This window comes from Pseudomonas sp. SDO55104_S430, from assembly GCF_054070595.1.
Genome location: NZ_JBSVXG010000050.1, coordinates 16,426 through 34,010 on the forward strand (window position 1 = coordinate 16,426; position 17,585 = coordinate 34,010).

General features: G+C 61.8%; 12 protein-coding genes. 9 read left to right on the top strand and 3 right to left on the bottom strand.

What is annotated here, in order from left to right:
• Nucleotides 1–87: 87 nt before the first annotated feature.
• Together ACW9JE_RS11760 and ACW9JE_RS11765 are read right to left on the bottom strand one after the other, a co-directional pair.
• A complete protein-coding gene (locus ACW9JE_RS11760) occupies nucleotides 88–1,443 on the bottom strand; it encodes an MATE family efflux transporter (RefSeq protein WP_224533003.1) in 1,356 nt (451 codons plus the stop codon).
• Between the two features lie 278 nt (nucleotides 1,444–1,721).
• Complete coding sequence (locus ACW9JE_RS11765) at nucleotides 1,722–2,216, bottom strand: cupin domain-containing protein (RefSeq protein ID WP_457432842.1); 495 nt, start codon at nucleotides 2,214–2,216, stop codon at nucleotides 1,722–1,724.
• Between the two features lie 370 nt (nucleotides 2,217–2,586).
• Between ACW9JE_RS11765 and ACW9JE_RS11770 the strand changes: the two genes are divergently transcribed.
• Nucleotides 2,587–3,033, top strand: a complete 447-nt coding sequence (locus tag ACW9JE_RS11770; RefSeq protein WP_457432849.1) for a hypothetical protein — start codon at nucleotides 2,587–2,589, stop codon at nucleotides 3,031–3,033.
• A gap of 361 nt (nucleotides 3,034–3,394) precedes the next feature.
• Here ACW9JE_RS11770 and ydiJ read toward each other — a convergent pair whose 3' ends face one another.
• Nucleotides 3,395–6,418 (bottom strand): D-2-hydroxyglutarate dehydrogenase YdiJ, encoded by a 3,024-nt coding sequence (gene ydiJ / locus ACW9JE_RS11775; RefSeq protein WP_457432850.1) that lies wholly within the window; start codon nucleotides 6,416–6,418, stop codon nucleotides 3,395–3,397.
• A 158-nt stretch (nucleotides 6,419–6,576) separates the two neighbouring features.
• On the opposite strand from ydiJ, the gene ACW9JE_RS11780 reads away from it, so the two are divergent.
• The 8 genes from ACW9JE_RS11780 to ACW9JE_RS11815 all read left to right on the top strand — a co-directional run bounded on the left by ACW9JE_RS11780 (nucleotide 6,577) and on the right by ACW9JE_RS11815 (nucleotide 17,506).
• Nucleotides 6,577–7,461, top strand: a complete 885-nt coding sequence (locus tag ACW9JE_RS11780) for a LysR substrate-binding domain-containing protein (protein ID WP_457432843.1) — start codon at nucleotides 6,577–6,579, stop codon at nucleotides 7,459–7,461.
• Nucleotides 7,462–7,703: 242 nt separating this feature from the next.
• Nucleotides 7,704–8,267 carry a hypothetical protein gene (locus ACW9JE_RS11785; RefSeq protein ID WP_457432844.1) on the top strand — a complete coding sequence of 188 codons (564 nt, stop codon included), beginning with the start codon at nucleotides 7,704–7,706 and terminating at the stop codon, nucleotides 8,265–8,267.
• A 302-nt stretch (nucleotides 8,268–8,569) separates the two neighbouring features.
• Entirely contained in the window at nucleotides 8,570–9,460 is an 891-nt protein-coding gene (locus tag ACW9JE_RS11790; RefSeq protein WP_457432845.1) for a LysR family transcriptional regulator, read from the top strand.
• A gap of 146 nt (nucleotides 9,461–9,606) precedes the next feature.
• Entirely contained in the window at nucleotides 9,607–12,285 is a 2,679-nt protein-coding gene (gene acnA / locus ACW9JE_RS11795; RefSeq protein WP_457432847.1) for an aconitate hydratase AcnA, read from the top strand.
• A gap of 270 nt (nucleotides 12,286–12,555) precedes the next feature.
• The gene (locus ACW9JE_RS11800) at nucleotides 12,556–13,608 is read left to right on the top strand and encodes a lactonase family protein (RefSeq protein WP_457432851.1); all 1,053 of its coding nucleotides are present in this window, start codon (nucleotides 12,556–12,558) and stop codon (nucleotides 13,606–13,608) included.
• A 70-nt stretch (nucleotides 13,609–13,678) separates the two neighbouring features.
• On the top strand, nucleotides 13,679–15,001 hold the full coding sequence (locus tag ACW9JE_RS11805) for an MFS transporter (protein WP_224533018.1): 1,323 nt from the start codon (nucleotides 13,679–13,681) through the stop codon (nucleotides 14,999–15,001).
• Between the two features lie 53 nt (nucleotides 15,002–15,054).
• Nucleotides 15,055–15,786: a transporter substrate-binding domain-containing protein gene (locus ACW9JE_RS11810; protein WP_224533019.1), complete on the top strand. Its 732-nt coding sequence runs from the start codon at nucleotides 15,055–15,057 to the stop codon at nucleotides 15,784–15,786.
• 76 nt (nucleotides 15,787–15,862) lie between these two features.
• Nucleotides 15,863–17,506, top strand: a complete 1,644-nt coding sequence (locus ACW9JE_RS11815) for an acetolactate synthase large subunit (protein WP_457432848.1) — start codon at nucleotides 15,863–15,865, stop codon at nucleotides 17,504–17,506.
• The last annotated feature ends 79 nt before the right edge of the window (nucleotides 17,507–17,585 follow it).

The following is a 17,585-nucleotide window of genomic DNA, read 5'->3' on the forward strand; positions in this document are numbered from 1 at the left end:
GCCATCGCGATGTATCAGGCGATCCGGGCCTTTGTAATTGCCTGTATGTTCGGGGGCGATCTTACACAGCGATACACACCGAACTGTTTACACCAACCGCTCGATCTTCTGGTGCTTCCACACCAGCTTGTAATACAGCGTCTGCAGCACCAGCATCCCCAGATACGCCACCGGAAACGCCATCCACACCCCTTGCAGGCCGAACCGTGCATCCAGCAGATAAGCCACCGGCAGTTGCACGCCCACAACGCAGATGATCGAAATCATCACCGGCACCATCACCGTGCCACTGGCGCGCATGATGCCGCCGATGATCGCCTGGAAGCCGAACACCAGCAGGCTCCACAGCATGATGTGCAGCAGATGATCGGCCATGCTCAGGGTCGATTCCTCGGTGAGGAACGAGCCCAGCAGCCAGTGCGACAGCAGATACCCCAACACCACCAGGCCACCGGTCAGGCACACGTTGATCAGCAAACCCGTGCGCAGAATCGCGCCGATGCGCTCGATGTGCCCTGCGCCGATTGCCTGGGCGCCGAGGATCGATGCGGTGATGGCAATCGACAGCGCCGGGAACTGCACGTAATTGACGATCTGCGTCACCGCACCATAAGCCGCCGTCGCCTGGGAACCGTGCTGGTTCACCAGCGCCAGAATTACCAGTTCCGACAGCGACAGCACCACCATCTGCAGGCCGGTGGGCAGGCCGATGCGCAACACCTTGCCGAGGATCGCCCAATCCAGCTTCATCGCCGCGAAGAACTCCCGGTCCGGCGCCATGGGATGGCCCTTGCGAATCAGCCGCCACGCCAGCCAACCCATCGCCGCCAGGTTGCCCGCCAACCCGGCAAACGCCGCGCTCTGAATCCCCAGCGGAGGAATGCCTAGCCAGCCGCGTATCAACGCCGGCGTCAGCGCCAGACCGATCACGGTCGACACCACCAGCGCCAGCAACGGCGACAGGGTGTCACTCACCCCGCGCAACAACTGCGTGAATAGCACGAACACCAGCAGCGACGGCATGAACCACAACATCACATGGGCATAGGCCACTGCATCGTCCAGCACATCAGCGGGCGTTCCCAGGCCCATCAAAGAAGGACGCGCAAAAATACTGCCCACCACCGCGGCTACCAACCCAATCAGCACCCCCAACATCAAGGTTGCGCCAGCAATCGCCTTGACCAGATGCGTTTCCCGCGCGCCCCACGCCTGCCCGATCAACACCCCCGCGCCCGCCCCCAGGCCTATGACCAGGGCGATGAAGAAGAAAATGATCGGAAACATGCCCGACACAGCCGCCAGCGCCTGGGTGCCGAGCATCTGACCGATGTAGATGCTGTTGACCGTGCCGGACATCGATTGCAGGAAGTTCGACAGGACCATCGGGGCGAGGAAAAGCAGGTATGTGTTCCAGAGGGGGCGTTGGGTGGGGGTTTGCATGGATAGAGGTCCATCTCGCCGGTTGGGATGCGGATTAGAGGATAGCTTCGGTGAGTTGGGGTTGGGGGGCAACGGGGAACTTTGGGGAGATGTTTAAAATTCTGGGAGAGTGTGAAGGATCTGAGGGCTAATCGGGCTGTAATTTGATGCAGGTGATAGGGTGGCGCTTGCGAGCGCGGGTGAAGGGCTAAGTAAAAACGGGCGCCTTGGTGGCGCCCGTTTTCTTCAACAAGGTCTGAACTGCGACGGTACCCGCCTGTGGTTCCGCGGCGATTTCATCATTTCGAGGCGTTGCGAGGATCATCGTGTTTGTCGATGTACTCGATCCCCAGCGGCCCCGTGCCGTAGACCTGGGAGATGTACTCGCCCGATCTGGCCCAATGGAAATGCGGGGTGTTGGCCGGAAGGATTACGACGCTGCCCGGACCATAGGCAACCAGTTTGTCCGGATCGAACACGGAACCGAAACCGATGTAGAACACGCCGGACATGACGGTGTAGATGCGGTTTTCCGGGTGGACATGGGGCATGAGCTTGATGCCGTTGGGGACTTTGACGCGTACTACGTAGGGTGCGGGTTTGCCGGGATCGCCGGCGATGACCGCGAGTTTTACTTCTTTGGGGAAGGCCGGAAAGCTGCGCCATTCCACATCTTCGTTGTGGATGGAGCCGGTTTTATCCAGTGGCAGGGGTTCCGCCTGGGCCAACGGGATGGTTGCGCTTGCGGCGAGGAATGCTGCCAATCCTGCCGCTTTAATCATGCTCTTGATCATTGAAGACACCTGCTCCGTCAAACTGTTTGGGTCACTGTATTTGCGAACGGTGTTGGTGATAACGGTGCGTGGGCGCATTACTGTTGATACGCAATGTAATCAATGGATTAACCGCATTCCCCTGTAGGAGCGAGCACGCTCGCGATGGTCGTCAACGATGACGTTGGGCACCTGACACCCCGCGGTGGCTTTGCCTCCATCGCGAGCATGCTCGCTCCTACAGGGTATGGGTTATCACCGGGACCGGTGGTGTATCTGCGGCCCTATCAATCCCGTCGATGTTCACAATCACCTCAATGAAGTTCTCTTAAAAATCCTGCGGCGTAACATCTGCTCCATACCAAACACATTTCACCCGGAGCACACGATCATGAAACGCCAAACCATCCTCAGCATCGTTTTCTCGGTTTTCGCAGTGAACGCTTTTGCCGCTTCTTCCGCTCAACCTGTAGTCGCCGAAGGCGGCTCGGATCGGCTGATCGAAAGCCGTGTGGCTGAAGGTGGTTCTGACCGCCTGCAACAGAATCGTGTTGCCGAAGGTGGCGCTGATCGCCTGCTGGAAAAACGTAACGCAGTAGCTGCTGATGGTTCGGATCGTTTGAAAGGTAATGAGGTTGCAGCTGACGGTTCTGATCGTCTGAAAGGCAACACTGTTGCCGCCGATGGCTCTGATCGCCTCAAAGGCAACACTGTTGCCGCCGATGGCTCCGACCGCCTGAAAGGTAACACCGTCGCCGCTGATGGTTCCGACCGCCTGAAAGGCAACACTGTTGCCGCTGATGGCTCCGATCGCCTGAAAGGCAACACCATCGCCTAAGCTCTTCGCCTCACCGCTACACCCACAAAAAAGCCCGGTCTGATCAGCCGGGCTTTTTCGTGTCTGACTACATTCTCCCAATCAACACAACAACCCTGTGGGAGCGGGCTTGCCCGCGAAGAGGGAGTGTCTGTGCCATTGATGTCGGCTGACATACCGCCATCGCTGGCAAGCCAGCTCCCACAGATTATGTGGTGAACACAAAACTGGTGATCAACACCGAACCACTGTGGGAGCGAGCCTGCTCGCGATGGTCGTTAACGATGACGCTGGGTGCCTGATTCTCCGCGGTGTCTTTGCCTGCATCGCGAGCAGGCTCGCTCCCACAGTTGGAGGGCGTACACCGCGAAATCAGGTCGGCTCACCGGCTGACAACATGCTCCAGCACCACCTCCAGCGGGTGACGCAGTTGCACGTCCGCCTGACGCTTCACCTGGCTGCGGCATGAATAACCGGTGGCCAGCGCCTCCCCTTCCTTGTCCAGCTTGCCCGCCCAGGACTGGTTGAAGATGGTCCGCGAGGTTTCCTGGTTGCGGGCTTCGTGGCCGTAGGTGCCGGACATGCCGCAGCAGCCGGTGGCTTCGGTGACCAGTTTGAGGCCGATGCGGGTGAACAGTTTTTCCCATTGCGAGGTCGCGGCCGGGGCGTTGGTTTTTTCCGTGCAGTGGGCCATCAGGCGGTAGGTTTGGGCCGCGGATTGCTGCATTTCAGGCAAGGCGTCGATGAGCCATTCCTGGGGCAGCAGGACCTTCGGGCAGTCATTCAGGCCCGGGACTTTCTGGTATTCCTGGCGATAGACCAGGGTCATCGCCGGATCGAGCCCCACCAGCGGCACGCCGCAATCGGCCAGGGCCTTGAGCTGGGTGCCGTTGCGGATCGCGGCCTTGGCAAAGGCGCCGAGGAAACCCTGGACATGCAACGGCTTGCCGTTGGCGCTGTAAGGCGCGAGGAACACGCGGTAGCCCAGTTGATGCGCCAGCTGGATAAAGTTCGCCAGCAACGGCGTTTCGAAGTAACGGGTGAAGGCGTCCTGCACCAGCACCACGCTGCGTTCACGCTGGCTGGCGCTCAGTTCGCGCAGGGCCGGCACGCTGGCAACGGCGACTTTGCAGGCAGCCAGGGTGGTCTGCAGGTTGTGGCGGTGGATCAGCGGGCTGTCGACCATGCCGATCTGCTGCTCCAGCAGGCGCGTCACCCACTTCGAACCCATCACCGCGTTGTACAGGCCCGGGGCGCGGGCCAGGTAAGGGATGGTGAATTCCAGTGAACCGATCAGGTAGTCGCGCATCGGGCGCTGATAACGGCCGTGGTACAGCTCGAGGAAACGCGAGCGGAAATCCGGCACGTTGACCTTGATCGGGCATTGTCCCGCGCAGGATTTGCAGGCCAGGCAGCCGGCCATCGAGTCATATACTTCATGGGAGAAATCCGCCTCGCCCCGTGAACGGGACAGGTTGTTGCGCAGGCGCGCCGGCAACCCGCCCAGCCACGACAACTTGCCGCGCGCCGCCTGCAGCACATCGATATCCGCCGCGCCTTGCAGACGCAACCATTCGCGAATCAGCGACGCCCTGCCCTTCGGCGAATGCTGGCGTTCGCGGGTGGCTTTCCACGACGGGCACATCGCGTCGTTGGGGTCGTAGTTGTAGCAGGCGCCGTTGCCATTGCAGTGCATGGCAGTGTCGAAGCTCTGCCAGACGCGCTCGTCGATCTGCCGATCGAGATCGCCACGCATCGTCACTTCGTTGACCTTGAGCAAGCCTTCGCCAGCGTCTGGCGGCGTGCAGATCTTGCCCGGGTTGAGCTGGTTGTGCGGGTCGAACGCGCCCTTGAGCGATTGCAGCGCCGGGTACAGTTCGCCGAAGAAATCGGGCACGTATTCCGAGCGCAGGCCCTTGCCGTGCTCGCCCCACAGCAGCCCGCCGTAACGCCGGGTCAGTTCGGCCACCGCGTCGGAAATCGGCTTGACCAGCGCCGCCTGGGCCGGGTCTTTCATGTCCAGTGCCGGGCGCACGTGCAGCACGCCGGCATCGACGTGGCCGAACATGCCGTAGGCCAGGCCATAACCGTCGAGCAAGGCACGGAATTCAGCGATGTAGTCGGCCAGGCGCTCAGGCGGAACCGCAGTGTCTTCGACGAACGGCTGCGGACGAATCTCACCCTCGACGTTGCCCAACAGACCCACCGAGCGTTTGCGCATGGTGTAGACGCGGTTCACGGCGGCGGCGCCTTCGGCCAGGGTGTGGCCCAGACGCTCGATGGTGGTGTCGGCCTGCAGGTGCTCGACGAAGGCCGCGACGCGGGCGTTCACTTCTGCGGCGTCGTCACCGCAGAATTCCACCAGGTTGATGCCCAGGGTCGGGCGCTCGGCGTCGCTTGGGAAATACTCGGCGACGCTGTGCCAGACGATGTCCTTCATCGCCAGCATCAGCACCTTGGAATCCACGGTCTCGATCGACAGCGGCTTCTTCGCCAGCAACGCGTTGGCGTCGTGCAGCGCGTCCATGAAGCTGCCGTAGCGCACGTTCACCAGCACCGAATACTTCGGAATCGGCAGCACGTTGAGCTTGGCTTCGACAATGTAGCCCAGCGAACCTTCCGCTCCGCACAGCACGCTGTTGAGGTTGAAACGGCCCTGCTCGTCGCGCAGGTGCGCCAGGTCATAACCGGTCAGGCAGCGATTGAGTTTGGGGAACACGGACTCGATAAGCTCGGCCTGGGTTTCCTGAATAGTGCGAGCCACCCGGTACACCTCGCCGCTGCGGCCGGGTTGCTCGCAGGCCACGTCCAGTTCGGCATCGGACAAGGGACGGGTGTGCAGGCGCTCGCCGCCGAGCAGCACGCTGTGCAGTTCCAGCACGTGGTCGCGGGTCTTGCCGTAGGTGCAACTGCCCTGGCCGCTGGCGTCGGTGTTGATCATGCCGCCGACGGTGGCGCGGTTCGAGGTCGACAGCTCAGGGGCGAAAAACAGCCCGTGAGGCTTGAGCGCGGCATTGAGCTGGTCCTTGACCACGCCCGCCTGCACCCGCACCCAGCGTTCTTCGACGTTGATTTCCAGAATGGTGTTCATGTGCCGTGACAGGTCGACCACGATACCGTCGGTCAGCGACTGGCCGTTGGTGCCGGTGCCGCCGCCGCGCGGGGTCAGTTTGATCTGGCGAAAACGCGGCTCGGCCATCAGCGTCGCGATGCGCGCGATGTCGTCCGCATCCAGGGGAAACACCGCCGCTTGCGGCAGACGCTGGTAGATCGAGTTGTCCGTCGCCAACACCGTACGGGTGGCGTAGTCGGCACTGATCTGGCCTTGAAAGCCGCTGGCGGCAAGGGCTTGCAGAAAGTCCGGGTATTGGGCCGCGGGAGCGACGACGGGCAACCGAGCGATCATTGAAGACTGTTGGGTGGTCGATTTCATCATGGAAAACTCAATACTCTTGTCGCCAGAACATTAATGGGTCAGTCTCGGCCCGTCAGTTACACCAATGATCTCGCGGGCTCCGGCGTCAGACAACCGGAAATTCCTGCCGCTATCGATGAGTTTTATGAATGAATTACCGTCACCTCACGCCATCGATGTCGTTATTGCTGGCCTTCGAAGCCGCCGCCCGACATGAAAGCTATACCCGGGCCGCCACCGAGCTGTCGCTGACCCAGAGCGCCGTCAGTCGCCAGGTTCAGGCGCTGGAGCAGCAATTGGGCTTGAGCCTGTTCCGCCGCGAAGGCCGGCAAGTGCAACTGACCGATGTCGGTCGCCTGTATCAGCGCGAGCTGAGCGAAGCCCTGGGACGCATTCGCAGCGCGACCTTGCAGGCCATGGCCTATCAATCCGGCCGTGGCACCCTGCGACTGGCCACCCTGCCCACTTTCGGCTCGAAATGGTTGCTGCCGCGCCTGCATGACTTCTACAAGACCCACCCCGGCATGCTGGTGCACATCAACTCGCGGATCGACGCCATCGACTTCGAAACCAGCGGCATCGACGCCGCGATCGTCGTCGGTGCCGCCGACCTGCCGGGGCTGATCAGCCATCGCCTGCACACCGAGGAGCTGCTGGTGGTCATCTCCCCGGACACCGCGCTGCTGCACGACGACTGGACCCCGGAGCGCATCGGCAGCCAGACGCTGCTCAACGTCGCGAGCAACGCCAACGTCTGGGGCGAATGGTTCAGCCACCACCACCTGCCCCATCGTATGATGCGCCTGGGACCGAGCTTCGAACTCACCTCGCACCTGATCCAGGCCGTGCGCGCCGGCATCGGCATCGGCCTGGTGCCGCGCATTCTGGTGACCGATGAGCTGGCCGCCGGCGAGCTGATCAGCCTCGACCTGCCCTTCGCCAGCCAGCGCAGCTACTACCTGACGTACCCACCGCGCAACGAAATGCTGCCGTCGCTGATTGCGTTTCGGACGTGGTTGCTGGAGCAGATCTGAAGGGTTGTCTGGTGGGCGGGGATAAATCCCCTCACCACAATGTCTTCATTACCTGTTCAATCTCTTAACTGACTGACATTGGGGCAAGCCTCGCTCCGACGGGGTTTTGTGTGGGGGTTGGTCTCTTGACACTTCGTGCAACGAATTCGCCATTCACTGACTATGCTCTGGCCCACGGGCACCGCGTGCCGGAGTGATACCCTGCGCGCCGCTCTGTCACCCATCACATGGAACGCTGGCCTATGAAACGACTTCACTCGCTCGCTCTGGCATCCGTGCTGGCCACTGCCAGCCTTGCAGCCCATGCAGAAGAAATCCCGCTGAACAGCGAAGCCTCCACCGAACACTTCCAGACCCGGGTCCTGGCGGTGGATTCGCCCAAGCATCAAGTCACCATCGAAGGCCTGGACAAGCGCCCGGTCCCCTTCCAGCTCACCGACCAGGCCAAGGCACTGCACAACCTGAAAGTCGGCGACAAGGTCGATATTCGCGTCACCCGCTCCATCGATTACGTGTTGGACACCGACGTCGGTGGCAAGCCTGCGGTAAGCAACGACACCTGGACCAACCGCGCCTCCCCCGACAACCTGCCGGGCGGAGAGATGTATCGCACCATCAAGGTCACCCTGAAGGTCACCCGCGTCGACGTGACGAACAAGCAGATGGTGCTGCTGCATCCGGACGGAAACGAGCAAGTCGTCACCATCGTCGACCCGAAAGTCGTGGCGCACCTGCAGGATTTCCGCGCCGGCCAGACGGTCGAGGCCACTCAAACCGAAGTGCTGAAGGTTGAAACCTCCCGCTAGGAAATCGCTGAACCTGTAGGAGCGAGCAAGCTCGCGATGAACCCCGGAACACCGCGGGGCACCAGATTCCCCGCGTTATCGCAGACGACCACTGTAGGAGCCGAGCTTGCTCGCGATGCGCGTCAGGACACCGCGGGGCATCAGGTAGCCAGCGTTATCGTTGACCACCATCGCGAGCAAGCTCGGCTCCTACAGGGGAATGCGAGTTTGCTCCCAATGTACCCCGCATCACCGTTGACCCAAGGCCCCCGCTTGCAAGGGTGTTACTCTCCTGACCACTGCCCGCCTTGAGGAATCATTCCGTGCGCTACGACCTGACCACCCTCGCGCTGTTCATCACCGTCGCGCAGGAACGCAACCTCACCCGTGCCGCGCGCATTCATCATCTGGCTGTATCGGCGATCAGCAAGCGGCTTTCGGAGCTGGAATCGCAGATCGGCTCTGCCCTGCTATTGCGCAACGCGCGCGGCGTCGAGTTGACGCCGGCAGGCCAGTCGCTGCTGTTTTACGCCCGCCAGCTCAAGCAGACCATCGAGCAGCTCGACAGCGAGCTGGGGGATTTCTCCGCCGGGGTCAAAGGCCATATCCGCGTCCACGCGATCACCTCTGCCCTTTCCCAGTTTCTGCCCGACGACGTCGCGCGGTTCGTGGCGCTCTACCCGCAGATCAAATTCGATATCGAGGAGCGTGTCGGCTCGGCGGTGATTCGTGCGGTGTCTGATGGCAGCGCGGACCTGGGCATCATCGCCGCACAGACCGCCGCCCAGGGCCTGGAGACCCTGCCCTACCGCCAGGATGAGCTGACGCTGGTGGTCCCGGCGGGCCACGTACTGGCGGATCGAAAGTCCATCGCCTTCAAGGAAGTGCTGGAGCACGAACTGGTCGGACCGCACCTGGACAGCTCCATGCATTCAATGCTGACCAACGAGGCGGCAAAGCTGGGCATGACACCCAAGCTGAGAATCCGCATCAGCAGCTTCGACTGCATCTGCCGCATGGTCTCCACCGGCCTGGGGCTGGCGGTATTGCCCCGCAGTGTCGTAAGCCCCTACCAGCGCAGTCACAAGCTCAAGTCGGTGGCGCTGGCCGAGCCGTGGGCTCAGCGTTCGCTGTTGCTGGTTTTCAGGAAATACGACCTGGCGCCACCCACGGTGCGAACCCTGATCGATCATTTGAGGCAGGCACAACACTGAACGAGCGTTCTCCATAGGAGAACGCTGCTATGGTAATTGATCAATTTTCAGCACACAGGATTGCTCCTAGTATCGGCTCATCAGCGGTACCGATCGGCTCACCCCCGAATCCCGCGCCCCTTATAAAAAGCCTGAGCGATATGAGCATGACCGAAACTGCCTGTGACCTCTTCAGCCATCTGTCGATCGATAACGAGTCGTTTGCGTATGTCGACCTGAACAGGATGTTGTCTCCTGCGCAGATCTCGAAGCTGCCTTATTCGATCCGCATCCTGCTGGAAAACGTCGCGCGCTGCTCGCCTGACGCCTTGCCCTCGGTGCTGTCCCGTGCCATCGGCCAGGGGCCTGACTGCGAAGTGCCGTTCCAGCCCAACCGCCTGATGTTCCACGACACCACCTGCCTGCCGGCGCTGGCCGACTTCGCCGGCATGCGTGACGTGGTGGCGGAGCTCGGTGGCGATCCCAAGGCCATGAACCCGCTGATCCCCGCGGTGCTGACCATCGACCATTCGGTGATCGTGGAGCGTTACGCCGAGGCCGATGCGGTCGAACAGAACCTGGACATCGATTTTCGTCGCAACAGCGAGCGCTATCGCTTCATCAAATGGGCACAGAAGAGCCTGGACAACTTCGGCGTGATTCCACCGGGCACCGGCATCATCCACCAGATGAACATGGAAGCCCTCGCGCAAGTGGTCTGGGAAGGTCGTACCGAGGACGGCCAGCCTCTGCTGCACCCGGACGACATGGTCGCCACCGACAGCCACACCCCCATGATCAATGCCATCGGCGTGCTGGGCTGGGGCGTCGGCGGCCTCGAAGGCCAGGCGGCGATGGTGGGTGAACCCGTGCCTATCAGCTTCCCGAAAGTGATCGGCATTCGTGTCACCAACTCGCTGCGCCCGAGCGTCACCGCCACCGACCTGTCGCTGCACGTGGCCGAGATCCTGCGCAAGCGCTCGGTCGTGGGCACGTTCGTGGAGTTCACCGGTCCCGGGCTGTCGTCCCTGAGCTGGGCGGCTCGCGGTACCGTTTCCAACATGGCCCCGGAGTATGGCGCCACGGTGGTGTTCTTCCCGTTCGACGACGATACCCTGTCGTACTTGAAGCTCAGTGGTCGTTCCGAGGCGCTGATCCAGAAGGTCATCGGCTACATGAACGCCCAGCCGCTGTGGCGCCGGGATGAATTGCCGGAACCTGAGTTCGATGAGCTGATCGAGCTGGATCTGGCAAGCATCGAAGCCTGCGTCGCCGGCCCGCATCAACCGCACCAGCGGCAGAAGCTGTCCAACGCCGCCGCCTCGTTCCAGAAAGAAGTGATGGGCGGCACAAACCTGATTGCCGGACCGGAGCAGAAAACCTTCTACGAGCCTTCGTTCCAGCAGCCGATCACCCACGGCGCCGTGGTGATGTCCGCCATTACCAGTTGCACCAACACCGCCAATCCGTCGCAGATGATCCAGGCCGGTTTGCTGGCCCGCAAGGCCCGTCAACTGGGATTGACCCGCAAACCGTGGGTCAAGACGTCGCTGTCCCCCGGCTCCCGCGTGGTCGCCGACTACCTGGCCCAGGCCAACCTGCTGGACGACTTTTCGGCCCTGGGCTTCGACCTCGCCGGTTTCGGCTGCATGACTTGCATCGGCAACTCGGGCTCCCTCGAAGAGCACGTCGATCAATTTGCCGATCAAGGCCTGAAAGGCGTGGTGGTGCTCTCGGGCAACCGCAATTTCGAAGGGCGGGTCAACCCGAAGATCCCTGCCGGCTATCTGGCTTCTCCGGCGCTGTGCGTGGCCTACGCCATCGCCGGGACCATCGATATCGATCTGGAAGCGGACGTCCTGGCCCGGGATCGCGACGGCAACCCGGTGTATCTGCACGACCTGATGCCCACCGATGCGGCCATTGCCGAACAGGTCGCCCAGGTGGTCAAGCCGGAGTTCTTCCGTGATCGCCTGGCCAAGGTCTGGGACGGCACCCATCACTGGCAGGCCCTGTCCGCCGAGGGCAGCGTGCAATTTCCGTGGAGCCCGCAATCGACCTACCTGCGTCGCCCGCAGTACCTGGCCGATATCAGTGCCGAGGCAAAGACCACCCTGGCCATCAGCGGCGCGCGCACGCTGATGGTGTTGGGCGATAACGTCACGACTGACCATATCTCGCCGGCCTACTCCATTCCGGCCGACAGTCTGGCCGGACAGTGGCTGCTGGAGCACGGCGAGAACCGCGACGACCTCAACCAATACTCCACCCGCCGCAGCAACCATGAAGTCATGCTGCGCGGCGCGTTCACCAACAAGTCGGTGAGAAACCTTCAGCTGGGCGATAACCAGCCAGGCGAAGGTGCCTGGGCCTGGAACGCCGACCATAGCCGCTGCCTGCCGCTCTACGAAGCGGCCCAAAGCTATGCGGCCAGCCATACGCCAATGATCGTGTTCGCCGGGATCAACTACGGCGCAGGTTCCAGTCGCGACTGGGCAGCCAAGGCCCAGGCGCTGCTGGGGGTCAAGGCGGTGGTTGCGCAGAGCATCGAGCGTATCCATCGCAGCAACCTGATCGGCATGGGCGTTCTGCCGCTGCAATTCGGCGCCGGCCAGTCGGTGGCCGATCTGGCGCTGCAAGGTGACGAAAGCTTCGACTTCCTGGGGCTCGACGAGATTGGCGTCGGCAACAACCGGGTGGTCATGGTGATCCGCCGTGGCAACGGCGAAGAACAACGAATCGAACTGAGCCTGCGCATCGATTCGCAGCAGGAAATTCGCTACCTGCTCAACGGCGGCGTCCTGCCGTTCGTGATCCGCAAGGTGGTCAAGCGCACGCGCCACTGATTCGAACAACGGGCCCTGCAAGGGGCCCGGACGATGCGATTAACAAAAACAAGGAACGCAGTCATGCAATGCGACGAAATCAACGCAGGCCTCCCTGCGCCTGAAATTCAGGATTCGGCCTGCTCTATCCAGGGCCCGACCCGACGGACGCTGCTCATGCAGATGGCGACTGTCGCCGGTGTTTCGGCCCTGGGTTCACTGCTGCCGCCGGGCGTCGCCCACGCTGCGGATCTTCTGAAAAACCAACCTGCCAATCGGAGAACTACCCCTATGTACGCCTATGTCGGGTCACGGACCACCCGTGAGCGCAATGCCCGTGGTGATGGCATCACGGTCTATCGGGTGGATCAGGAAAACGGCACCCTCGCCCCCGTCCAGGTGGTCAAGGATCTGGTCAACCCCTCGTTCCTGGCCCTGAACAAGGCAGGCGACCGTCTGTACACCGTCCACGGCGACAAGACCGACGTCAGCGCCTTCAGCGTAGACAAGGCCACCGGCCAACTGACCTTCATCAACACCCGGAGCTGTGAAGGTAAAAACCCGGTGCACCTCGCGCTGGACCCAACCGAGCGCTTTCTGGTGGTGTCGAATCACATCGGTGGTTCGCTGGCGGTGATGAACGTGGCCGAGGACGGCTCGCTTGGCACGCTCAATCAACTGCTCAAGCTGGAAGGGCCGCTCGGGCCGCATCGGGTCGAGCAGCCCTTTGCCAAGCCGCACTTCAACCCCTTCGACCACACCGGCAACTTCGTCCTGGTACCGGACAAGGGCCTGGATCGCGTGTTCAGTTTCCGTTTCGACAACGGCAAGCTGTTCCCGGCCGACCAGCCTTTCGTCACCACCCGTGAAGGTGCCGGCCCGCGTCATCTGGCCTTCCATCCCAAAGCGCCATTTGCCTATGTGGTCAACGAGCTGGACTCCAGCGTGACCACCTACGGCTTCAACGCCCAGACCGGCGGCCTGTCTGCACTTCAGGTGCTGCCATCGCTGCCGGCGAGCTTCACCGGCAACAGCCGTGCCTCGGAAATCGAAGTGGATCGCAGCGGTCGCTTCCTCTACGCCTCCAACCGGGGTTACGACAGCGTCGCGGTGTTTGCCATCGATCAGGGCACCGGCCTGTTGAGCCCTGTCGAGTTCATGCCGACCGATGGCAAAACCCCGCGTTTCTTCACCTTGACGCCCAACGAGCGGTTCCTGTTCGCGCTCAACGAAGACAGCGACACGATCATTTCGATGGCGGTGGACCCGCGCAAGGGCGCGCTGCGCAAGACCGGCTTTTCCGTCTCGACGGGCAGCCCGGTGTGCATGATTTTCTCGGCCTGAACCGGCCTCTGTGTTTCTATGGCAATGCAACCACGGAAGCAGGCCCTGGCCCGCTTCCAGTGAGGTAGACATGAACAACAATAAACCTGATGAAGCTGCAATCGTCCGCAAGGTGACCTGGCGGATCATCCCTTTCGTATTCCTGCTCTATATCGTCTCGTACCTGGACCGGGCCAACATCGGCTATGCCGCGCTGCAGATGAACAAGGAACTGGCCCTCTCCAGCGAAGCCTTCGGTTTCATCTCGGGGATTTTCTTCATCGGCTACTTCCTGTTCGAAGTGCCAAGCAACGTGATGCTCAACAGATTCGGCGCCCGGGTATGGATCGCCCGGATCCTGGTGACCTGGGGCTTCATCGCCGCGCTCACCGCCTTCGCCCAGACCGCCAACCAGCTCTATATCCTGCGTTTCTTTTTGGGGGTAGCCGAGGCCGGTTTCTTCCCCGGCATCATCGTCTACCTGACCTACTGGTTCCGCTCCAGGGAACTGGCCACCACCGTCGCCCTGTTCACCGCGGCGATCCCGGTCAGCTACATCATCGGCGCGCCGATGAGCACCTGGATCATGGACAACATCGCCTGGCTGAACTGGAGTGGCTGGCGCTGGATGCTGTTCCTGGAAGGCATTCCCGCGGTGTTCCTCGGCGTCGCCTGCTACTTCTTCCTGACCGATAAACCGGAGCAGGCCAAATGGCTCAAACCCGAGGAACGCGAGTGGCTGATCGCCGAACTTGAACGCGACCGGCAATCGCGCAAGAACGTGAAGAGCCTGAGCGTCCTGAAAACCATGAGCAATCCGAAGGTCCTGTACCTGGCCTTCATCTACTTCGTCTATCAGTGCGGCAGCCTGGGTATCGGCTACTGGATGCCGCAGATCATCAAGGGCTTCTCCGAGTCGTTGACCCATACCCAGATCGGCCTGATCGCGATGCTGCCCTACATCGTCGCCACCGCCGCGATGATCGTCTGGTCGCGCAGCTCGGACAAACGCAATGAGCGCAAGCTGCATTCGGCCATCCCGTTGTTCGTTGCCGCGTTGGGCCTGATCGGTGCCGGCATGCTGCAGAACCCGTACGTGGCCATGGCGATGATCTGTGTCGCGCTGTCTGGTCTGTACAGCTTCAAATCGCCGTTCTGGGCGCTGCCGACGCTGTTCCTCGATCGCACCACCGCGGCGGTGTCGATCGCAGTGATCAACTCCATCGGCAACCTGGGTGGTTTTGTCGGGCCGTCGATGATCGGCATGGTCAAGGGCAACAGTCAGAGCGCCGCCAATGGCCTGCTGTTCCTCAGTGCGCTGCTGCTTGCGGGCTTCTTGATGACGATTCTGATGCGGGTCACCAACAAGCCAGCACCGCAAGCCTCGAACGGGGTGACCCGCGAGGCGCATTGAGGGTTGCCGCCACAGGCGAACCCGGTTCACTTCATTTTTTCCCGGAGCACACAATGAGCTTTATCACCCCTGCGGTACTCGACGACCTGGCGCCTGGCGGCGTCCTGCGGGCAGCGATCAATTTCGGCAATCCTGTCCTGGCGCAACCAGGCAAGGATGGATCACCGCAGGGTGTATCGGTGGCACTGGCCAGAGCGCTGGCCACCGAACTGAGCGTGGACCTCGAGCTGATTACGTTCGATGCGGCGGGCAAGGTGTTCGCGGCGCTGGACGACCAGGTCTGGAATATCGCGTTCCTGGCCATCGAACCGGTGCGCGAGCAGCAGATCGCGTTCAGCGAGCCTTACGTGATTATCGAAGGCACCTATCTGGTGGCTGCCGACTCGCCCTTTGTGAAAGTCGAGGACCTCGATCAGCCGGGCTTGAAACTGGCGGTTGGCAAGGGCGCGGCGTATGACCTGTTCCTGAGCCGCACGTTGCAGCATGCGCAGCTCGAGCGTGCCGACACTTCGGCCGGGGCCGTGGACCTGTTCTTCGCACAGAACCTGGACGCCGCGGCGGGCGTGCGTCAGCCGTTGGCCAAGGTGGCTGCCACCGATTCGAGTTACCGGGTGCTGGAAGGCGCGTTCACCTCGATCCGCCAGGCCATGGCAGTGCCCCGCGGACGTGGCGCGGGGGCGGCTTATGTGAGGCGCTTTGTCGAGCGCAAGAAGGCTGAGGGGTTTGTTCTGGCGGCTTTGATTGAAAGTGGTCAGACCGACGTCAGCGTCGCGCCGTCGGCATAAGCCACGCCCCGTGGCTTCAATCCCCCTGACCCAACACAAAATGCGCATCAGCGCTTGAAGATACCGAGGAAGAAAAATGGCCAAGGCCGCAGATGTCGTCGTGCAATGCCTGGAAAACGAGGGCGTCGAATATGTGTTTGGTATCCCTGGCGAGGAAAACCTCGACCTGCTGGAATCCCTGCGCAAGTCCAGGATCAAGCTGGTCCTGACTCGCCATGAACAATCCGCCGGCTTCATGGCCGCGACCTACGGCCGCCTCACCGGCAAGACGGGCGTCAGCCTCTCGACCCTCGGTCCCGGCGCGACCAACCTGGTGACCGCCAGTGCCTATGCCTATCTGGGCGGCATGCCGATGCTGATGATCACCGGGCAAAAGCCGATCAAGAAATCCAAGCAGGGCCGTTTCCAGATCCTCGATGTGGTCGGCATGATGCAACCGCTGACCAAGTACACCCATCAATTCGCTTCGGCCGACAACATCCCTTCGCGCATGCGGGAAGCCTTCCGCCTGGCCGAAGAAGAAAAGCCCGGCGCCGTGCATCTGGAGTTGCCTGAAGACATCGCTGCCGAACAAACCGACAGCCTGCCGATCCCGCCGAGCCTGCATCGTCGGCCGCTGGCGGAACACAAGTCGGTCGAAGCGGCGGTGGAGAAACTGCAGAAGGCCCGCAGCCCGATCCTGGTGATCGGCGCCGGCGCCAACCGCAAGATGACCGCCAAGGTTTTGAAGCAACTGATCGACAGGACCGGTATTCCATTCATCACCACGCAGATGGGCAAAGGCGTGGTCGACGAGCGTCACGAGCGCTTTCTCGGCAACGCCGCGCTGTCCTCCGGCGACTTCGTGCATCGCGCCGTCGAGGCTGCCGACCTGATCGTCAACATCGGCCACGACGTGATCGAAAAGCCACCGTTCTTCATGGTCCGTGGCGGTACCGAAGTCATCCACATCAACTTCCGCTCGGCGGAAGTCGACGCCGTGTACTTCCCGCAAATCGAAGTCATCGGCGACATCGCCAACGCCGTGTGGCAGATCGGTGAAGCGCTGACCGACACCCGTCACTGGGACTTCAGCCGCCTGCTGGCGATCCGCGAGGCCAACGAAGCGCAGATCACCGAAGGCGCCGACGACGACCGCTTTCCGGTCTACCCGCAGCGCCTGGTGGCCGATATCCGTCGCGTGCTGCCCTCCGAAGGCATCGTCGCGCTGGACAACGGCATCTACAAGATCTGGTTTGCCCGCAACTACAAGGCCCACAAACCCAACACCGTGCTGCTGGACAACGCCCTGGCGACCATGGGCGCAGGCCTGCCGTCGGCCATGGCGGCGCACCTGGTGCATCCGGATCGCCCCGTGATTTCGGTGTGCGGCGACGGTGGCTTCATGATGAACAGCCAGGAACTGGAAACCGCCGTGCGCCTGGGCATGCACATCACCGTGGTGATCCTGCGTGACGACGGCTACGGGATGATCCGCTGGAAGCAGGCGAACATGGGCTTCACCGATTTCGGCCTGGATTACGGCAACCCGGATTTCGTCAAATATGCCGAAGCCTATGGTGCCAATGGGCACCGTGTGGAAAGCGCCAATGGCTTGCTGCCGCTGCTGGAACACTGCATCGGTACGCCGGGTGTGCACGTCATCGATTGCCCCGTGGATTACTCCGAGAACGACCGTATCCTCAACACCGAGCTCAAGCACAGGAGTGCGCAGGTCTGATCGGTACGTTCTGCCGAACACAAAACCGTAGGAGCAAGGCTTGCCCGCGAAAGCGCCAGATCAGTCAACATCGATGTTG